Below are 5,829 nucleotides of genomic sequence, written 5' to 3'. Positions count from 1 at the left end.
CGTGCGTTGAGTGCAGCGCCGACGACCTAGGTGTCGCGCCAGGTCAAGAAGTCGTCGCATGGGCCCGCGCCGGGTGCCTCCTCCGGTGCGGGGAAGGCCCCCGCCGGCGGAAACGGCCGGGCCGCGAAGACACCGGCAGGGCCGCCGGGTGCGATGCCCAGACCGGGCGAGGTGGGCGTGATCCCCCGTCCCGCTGACGGCCTGCCTCCGGTGATCAGTTCCATCCCCACCAGGCGGAAGGTCGTCTTCCTGACCATCGACGACGGCTGGGAGCAGGATCCCGGCTTCGTGGCACAGGTCCGTGACCAGCGGATCCCCGTGGCGGCCTTCGTCACCCGCGACGCCGTGGAGGCCAGGGGCGCGACCGATCCGACCGCCCAGGGCGGCAGGTTCCTGGGCGCGGGCAAGTGGAGGTACGTACGCGACCTGCGCAACGCGGGGGCGACGATCGAGAACCACACGCTGACCCACCCGAACCTGCCCGCGCTCGGCTACGAGGGGCAGAAGGCCGAGATCTGCGGCACCTCCACACTGATCCGCAGGCACACCGGCACCGCGCCCACCCTGTTCCGCCCTCCGTTCGGCAACCACAACACGCTGACCCGCAGGGCCGCCAAGGCCTGCGGCATCGACGCGCTCCTGCTCTGGACCGCGACCGTGCAGCCAGGCGGGAAGATCGCCTACCAGGTGCCCGACAAGAAGCTCCGCCCCGGCGACGTGCTGCTGCTGCACTTCCGCCCGAACCTCGCCCGTGACTTCGAGATCCTCGTCGCCAAGATCAGGCGCCGGGGGTTCGAGCTCGGCAACCTCGACGCGTACCTGAAGGCGGCGACCTCGAAGACCGCGACCCGCTAGCCCCGTTTTCCACACCTGCCCCATCGTTGCAGGTCAGCAGCTATATCTGATCCACTGCGGCGGGTAATCACCCCAGGTGAATCGAGGTCGCGTGCGGAATACCCGGCAGAACGGTGTCGTGCCCCAGCGTGGCGAAATCGCCCGCCGCCGACTGCTGATCACAGGGAGGTCAGCAACCGCAGGGCCGCGAACGAGGCGCTGCCGGGCTTGGCAGCGTGTGTCAGGATGCGCTGACCGTTACCTTCGGGCAGATGCAGCACCTCGTAGTCAAGCTCGAGGTCGCCGATCTCGGGATGGCGGAACCGTTTCGAACCGCTGGTGCACAACCTCACCGCGTGACCGGCCCACAACGAGGCGAACTCCGGGCTGTTCACGCTGAGCTCTCCCACAAGTTCGGCCAGACGCCGGTCGTCGGCGAACTGAGCCGCGACATAGCGCAGTGAGGCCACTGCGAGCGCCGCCTCGGCATCCCAATCGATGTAGAGGTCGCGGGTGTGTGGATCAAGGAACAGCATCCGGATCTGGTTCGGCCGATCCGTCGGCCTCGTGAAGGCGGCGAAATCGAGGTGTCCGGCCAGCAGGAGGTGCCCGGCACGGTTCCAGGCGAGGACGTCGTTGAACCGGCCCAGCAGCACAGCGGGGACATCACCCATCGCGTGCAGTAGCTGCTCGGCGCCGGGCTTGGCACTCTCCGGCTTCGGCGGGCGACGGCGTTTGGCCGGAGCCGGGCGGGCAAGCGCGAACAGGTGTGCCCGCTCATCCGCGTCCAGCCGCAGGGCCCGGGCCAGCGCGTCGATGACCGCGTCGGAGGCGTTCTGCGATTGTCCCTGCTCCAGGCGGGTCAGATAGGTCACCGAGACCCCGGCGAGCTGCGCGAGCTCTTCGCGCCGTAGACCGGGCACTCGGCGGCGGCCGTAGGTGCGCACGCCGGCACCTTCGGGGGTGAGCCGATCGCGGCGCGAGCGGAGGAACTTTCCGAGCTCGGTTACCGGCCGATCCTCGTACGTGAGCTGTACTGCCATGCCGCCATTCTCGCCGACCGCGACGGCCGGAGCCTGTCCCTCTCAGTGCTGGGCAACCGGGGGTTCTGGCTGCGCACGACAGGGCCGCCGAGTCTGGATCACATGCCGGACGTCAAAACATCTGTCTCACCATCGTCCACCGCCACCGAGCGGTTGACCGCGCGCAAGCGGGTCGTATTGGCGGTGCTGCTCACGGCGAACTTCACGCTCGCGGTGGACTTCTCCATCCTCAACGTCGCGCTGCCGCACATCGGCCGCGGCCTCGGTTTCACCAACGGTGATCTGCAATGGATCGTCACTTCGTTCGCGCTCTGCGCCGCCGGGTTCACCCTGTTCTTCGGCCGCGTCGCAGACCTGTTCGGACGCAAACGACTCTTCCTCCTCGGCATCGTCCTGCTCGGTGTCTTCTCTCTTGCCGGTGGCCTGGCCCAAGAGCCCGTCCTCCTGATCACCGCTCGCGTCGGCCAGGGCATCGCCACCGCGATGGTCACCCCCGCCGCCTTGTCGCTACTGACCACGATGTTCGGTGAAGGTCCGGCACGCTCGCGTGCCCTCGGCCTCAACGGTGCCCTCATGGCCGCCGGTTTCACCACCGGTGCGGTGCTCGGCGGTCTCCTCACCGGCGTGGTGAGCTGGCGATGGGCGTTCTTCATCAACGTCGTCGTCGCCATCGCCGTTCTCCTCACCGCCCCATTCGTCCTGGCCGAGAAACCGGCCGAAAGACGCCCCCGTCTCGACCTGCCCGGTGCGATCACCGTCACGTTCGGTCTTGTCGCCCTGGTCTACGGCATCGCCACCGCCGGAGAGGCGGGCTGGCGCAGCCCCGCCTCATGGGGGCCGATCATCGCCGCCGTCGTGTTCTTCGCGATCTTCTGGGCCATCGAATCCCGAGTGCCCGAACCGCTCGTCGCCCCCGCGCTGCTGCGGCGCAGCAACGTCGCCTGGGGCAACATCGCGGGACTCCTCGCCTACGCGACCGAAACCTCGCTCGTGTTCCTCCTGACCCTCTACCTTCAGAAGATCCTCGGCTACAGCGCCGTAGGCGCAGGCCTCATCCTCGCCGTCCTCGGCGTAGGAACCGTTGTTGGAGGGCTCCTCGCCCCAAAGGTCATCGGCAGAACCGGGGCGAAGGCCGCGATCATCATCGGCTTCGTCGTTCAAGCAGCCGCGACGATCCCGCTCGCCTTCGTCGGAGACGACCGCGGATGGCTCATCGCACTGCTCATCGTCACCTTCATCGGCGGGATGGCGAACCTCGTCGCGATCGTCGGCTACGCCGTCACCGCCACCGCCGGCGTCCCGAGTGAACAGCAAGGGCTCGCGACCGGACTGGTCACCATGAGCCAGCAGGTCGGTATCACCCTCGGCACACCGGTCATGTCCGCTCTCGCCATGAGCCAGGTCGCCACATCCCTTCTTCCCGGATTGCGGTTCGCGATCGGCATCAACGCCGTCCTCGCGATCGGCACAGCACTCCTGACGACAATCTTCCTGCGCCTTCCCACAGACAGGCCCTAGCCTCGGCCGGCGTCCCGCTCCGGTGGACTCAGGCGCACCCGTGCCCGCCTCGCCCGGCGGTGCGGGCCGTGAATCCGGTACGGGAGGCTCGCGGTGTCGCCCGCGCGGCGTACCTCGAAATCACTCCGGAGGTGGACGCCCCGGGGGTGCCTCCCGCACCACCATGGAGTCACGCCTCCGGGGGGATGGCGGGCGGCGGGGATGCGTCCATGTGACGGGGCATGCGTGGAGACATTCCCCGCGGCAGGAGGAGAGCCGGCGCCGCGAGCCGAGGGACGGTCTCGGTCCGGCCGAGAAGTGCGGTCTCGCACCGGACCATGTGACAAAGATCGCACCAGCTCGCGGCGCCCCTCCCTCTTTTTGCTCTACAGCTTGTAGTACTACTAAGGATAGAACTACGAGCTGTAGAGCAACAGGCCCGCGAGGGGAACGCGAAGGGAAGATGGACGCACTAGACCTGGCACGGTGGCAGTTCGGGGTGACCACCGTGTACCACTTTCTGTTCGTACCCCTGACCATCGGCCTCGGCGTCTTCGTGGCCGGCCTGCAGACCGCCTGGCACCGCACGGGCAAGGAGCACTACCTGCGGCTGACGAAGTTCTTCGGGAAGATCTTCCTGATCAACTTCGCGATGGGCGTGGTGACCGGCATCGTGCAGGAGTTCCAGTTCGGCATGAACTGGAGCGAGTACTCGATCTTCGTCGGCGACGTCTTCGGCGCCCCGCTGGCGCTGGAGGCACTGCTCGCGTTCTTCCTGGAGTCGACCTTCATCGGTCTGTGGATCTTCGGCTGGGACAAGCTCCCCAAACGCGTTCACCTGGCCACCATCTGGATCGCGGTCATCGGTTCCACCGTGTCCGCCTACTTCATCCTCGCCGCCAACGCCTGGATGAAGCACCCCGTCGGCTACGAGGTAATCGACGGCAAGGCCCGGATGACCGACCTGTGGGCGGTGCTCACCAACTCCGCCGCCCTCGCGCAGGTGCCCCACGTGGTGGGGGCGGCCTTCGTGGTCGGGGGCGGTTTCGTGCTGGCGATCTGCGGCTACCAGGTCCTGAAGGAGCGGCGCGCCGCCACGGCGCGGCGGAACACCCCGAGCATCTGGCGGACCCCGATCCGGGCCGCGCTGGCCATGACGGCGATCGCCGGCGCGGTGGTCGCGGTCAGCGGGGACATGTCCGCCAAGCTGCTGTACGAGCAGCAGCCGATGAAGCTGGCCGCCGCCGAGGGGCTCACCCACGACACGGCCGGCGCGGCGTTCTCCCCGGTGCCGGGGGTGGAGATCCCCAAACTGCTCAGCTTCCTGTCCACCAACGACCCGAACGCGGTCGTCCAGGGCACGGCGGACATACAGGCCCGGTTCACCGAGCAGTTCGGCCCGGCCGACTACCTGCCCAACCTGCCGGTGGTCTTCTGGTCCTTCCGCGTGATGATCGTCTTCGGGATGGCCACGGTGGGCCTGTCGATTCTCGGCCTCTGGCTGACCCGAAGGCGCCGCGGCGGCAAGCACCCGCAGCAGGAGATCCCGGCCTGGTTCGCCAGGGCCGCCCTGCTGGCGCTGCCGCTGCCGACCATCGCGATGATCTCGGGCTGGCTGCTCTCCGAGATCGGCCGCCAGCCGTGGACCGTCCAGGGTGAGCTGCTCACCGCGGCGAGCGTGTCGCCCGGCGTGAGCCTCACCGAGGTGGCCATCTCACTTGCGGTCTTCACCCTGGTCTACGGCGTGTTCGCGGTGGCCGAGGCCGTACTGATCATCCGCCACGTCAAGGCGGGCCCCGAACCCGCCGTTCCCGCCGTGCCCCTCACCCCGCCCTCGCGCGACGACCAGACCGCGGACGTCCGGCTCCAGCCGACCCTGATGTACTGAAGGCGACCATCATGGAACTCACCACCTTCTGGTTCGTACTCATCGCGTTCCTGTGGATCGGCTACTTCGTGCTGGAGGGTTTCGACTTCGGCGTGGGCATGCTGGCACCGGCGCTGGCCAGGAACGAGGCCGAGCGCAAGCAGGTCCTGGGCACGATCGGCCCGGTCTGGGACGGCAACGAGGTCTGGCTGATCACCGCGGTCGGCGCCATGTTCGCCGCCTTCCCCGCCTGGTACGCCGGGCTGCTCAGCGAGTTCTACCTGCCGATAACGCTGATCCTCGTCGGACTGATCGTGCGCGGCATCGGCCTGGAGTGGCGCGGCAAGGTCCAGCACGCCTCCGACCGCGCCTGGTGCGACCTGGGCGTGCTGGTCGGCAGCGCGCTCCCCGCGTTCCTGTGGGGCGCCGTCTTCGCCGACCTGCTGCGGAACAGCGCGGCGGCCGCGCTGGTCGGCGGGGTGCTCTCCCTCTCGCTGTGCGTGCTGCACGGTGCGGTGTTCGTCGCGCTCAAGACCTCGGGACCGGTGCGCTCCCGTGCCCGGCGTGCCGCGATGATCGCCGCCGCGG

At 68.5% G+C, this 5,829-nt stretch carries 5 protein-coding genes; 4 read left to right on the top strand and 1 reads right to left on the bottom strand.

Going from position 1 to position 5,829, the window contains the following annotated elements:
• Positions 1–153: 153 nt before the first annotated feature.
• Complete coding sequence (locus tag ABZ260_RS45095; RefSeq protein WP_355630410.1) at positions 154–855, top strand: polysaccharide deacetylase family protein; 702 nt, start codon at positions 154–156, stop codon at positions 853–855.
• Between the two features lie 158 nt (positions 856–1,013).
• Here ABZ260_RS45095 and ABZ260_RS45090 read toward each other — a convergent pair whose 3' ends face one another.
• Positions 1,014–1,877, bottom strand: coding sequence for a helix-turn-helix transcriptional regulator (locus ABZ260_RS45090; RefSeq protein WP_355630407.1), 864 nt, complete (start codon positions 1,875–1,877; stop codon positions 1,014–1,016).
• Positions 1,878–1,979: 102 nt separating this feature from the next.
• Here ABZ260_RS45090 and ABZ260_RS45085 point away from each other — a divergent pair, with 102 nt between their 5' ends.
• The 3 genes from ABZ260_RS45085 to cydB form a co-directional block, all read left to right on the top strand.
• A complete protein-coding gene (locus ABZ260_RS45085) occupies positions 1,980–3,395 on the top strand; it encodes an MFS transporter (protein ID WP_355630404.1) in 1,416 nt (471 codons plus the stop codon).
• Positions 3,396–3,837: 442 nt separating this feature from the next.
• Positions 3,838–5,262, top strand: a complete 1,425-nt coding sequence (locus ABZ260_RS45080; RefSeq protein ID WP_355557945.1) for a cytochrome ubiquinol oxidase subunit I — start codon at positions 3,838–3,840, stop codon at positions 5,260–5,262.
• An 11-nt stretch (positions 5,263–5,273) separates the two neighbouring features.
• Positions 5,274–5,829 (top strand): cytochrome d ubiquinol oxidase subunit II (gene cydB / locus ABZ260_RS45075; protein WP_355630401.1); only part of this gene is annotated, 556 nt, incomplete at its 3' end.

It is taken from the genome of Streptosporangium sp. NPDC006013 (assembly GCF_040614275.1).
Taxonomy (GTDB): domain Bacteria; phylum Actinomycetota; class Actinomycetes; order Streptosporangiales; family Streptosporangiaceae; genus Streptosporangium.
Note: the sequence above shows the minus strand (reverse complement) of the source record. Positions and strands in the feature narration are given on the sequence as shown.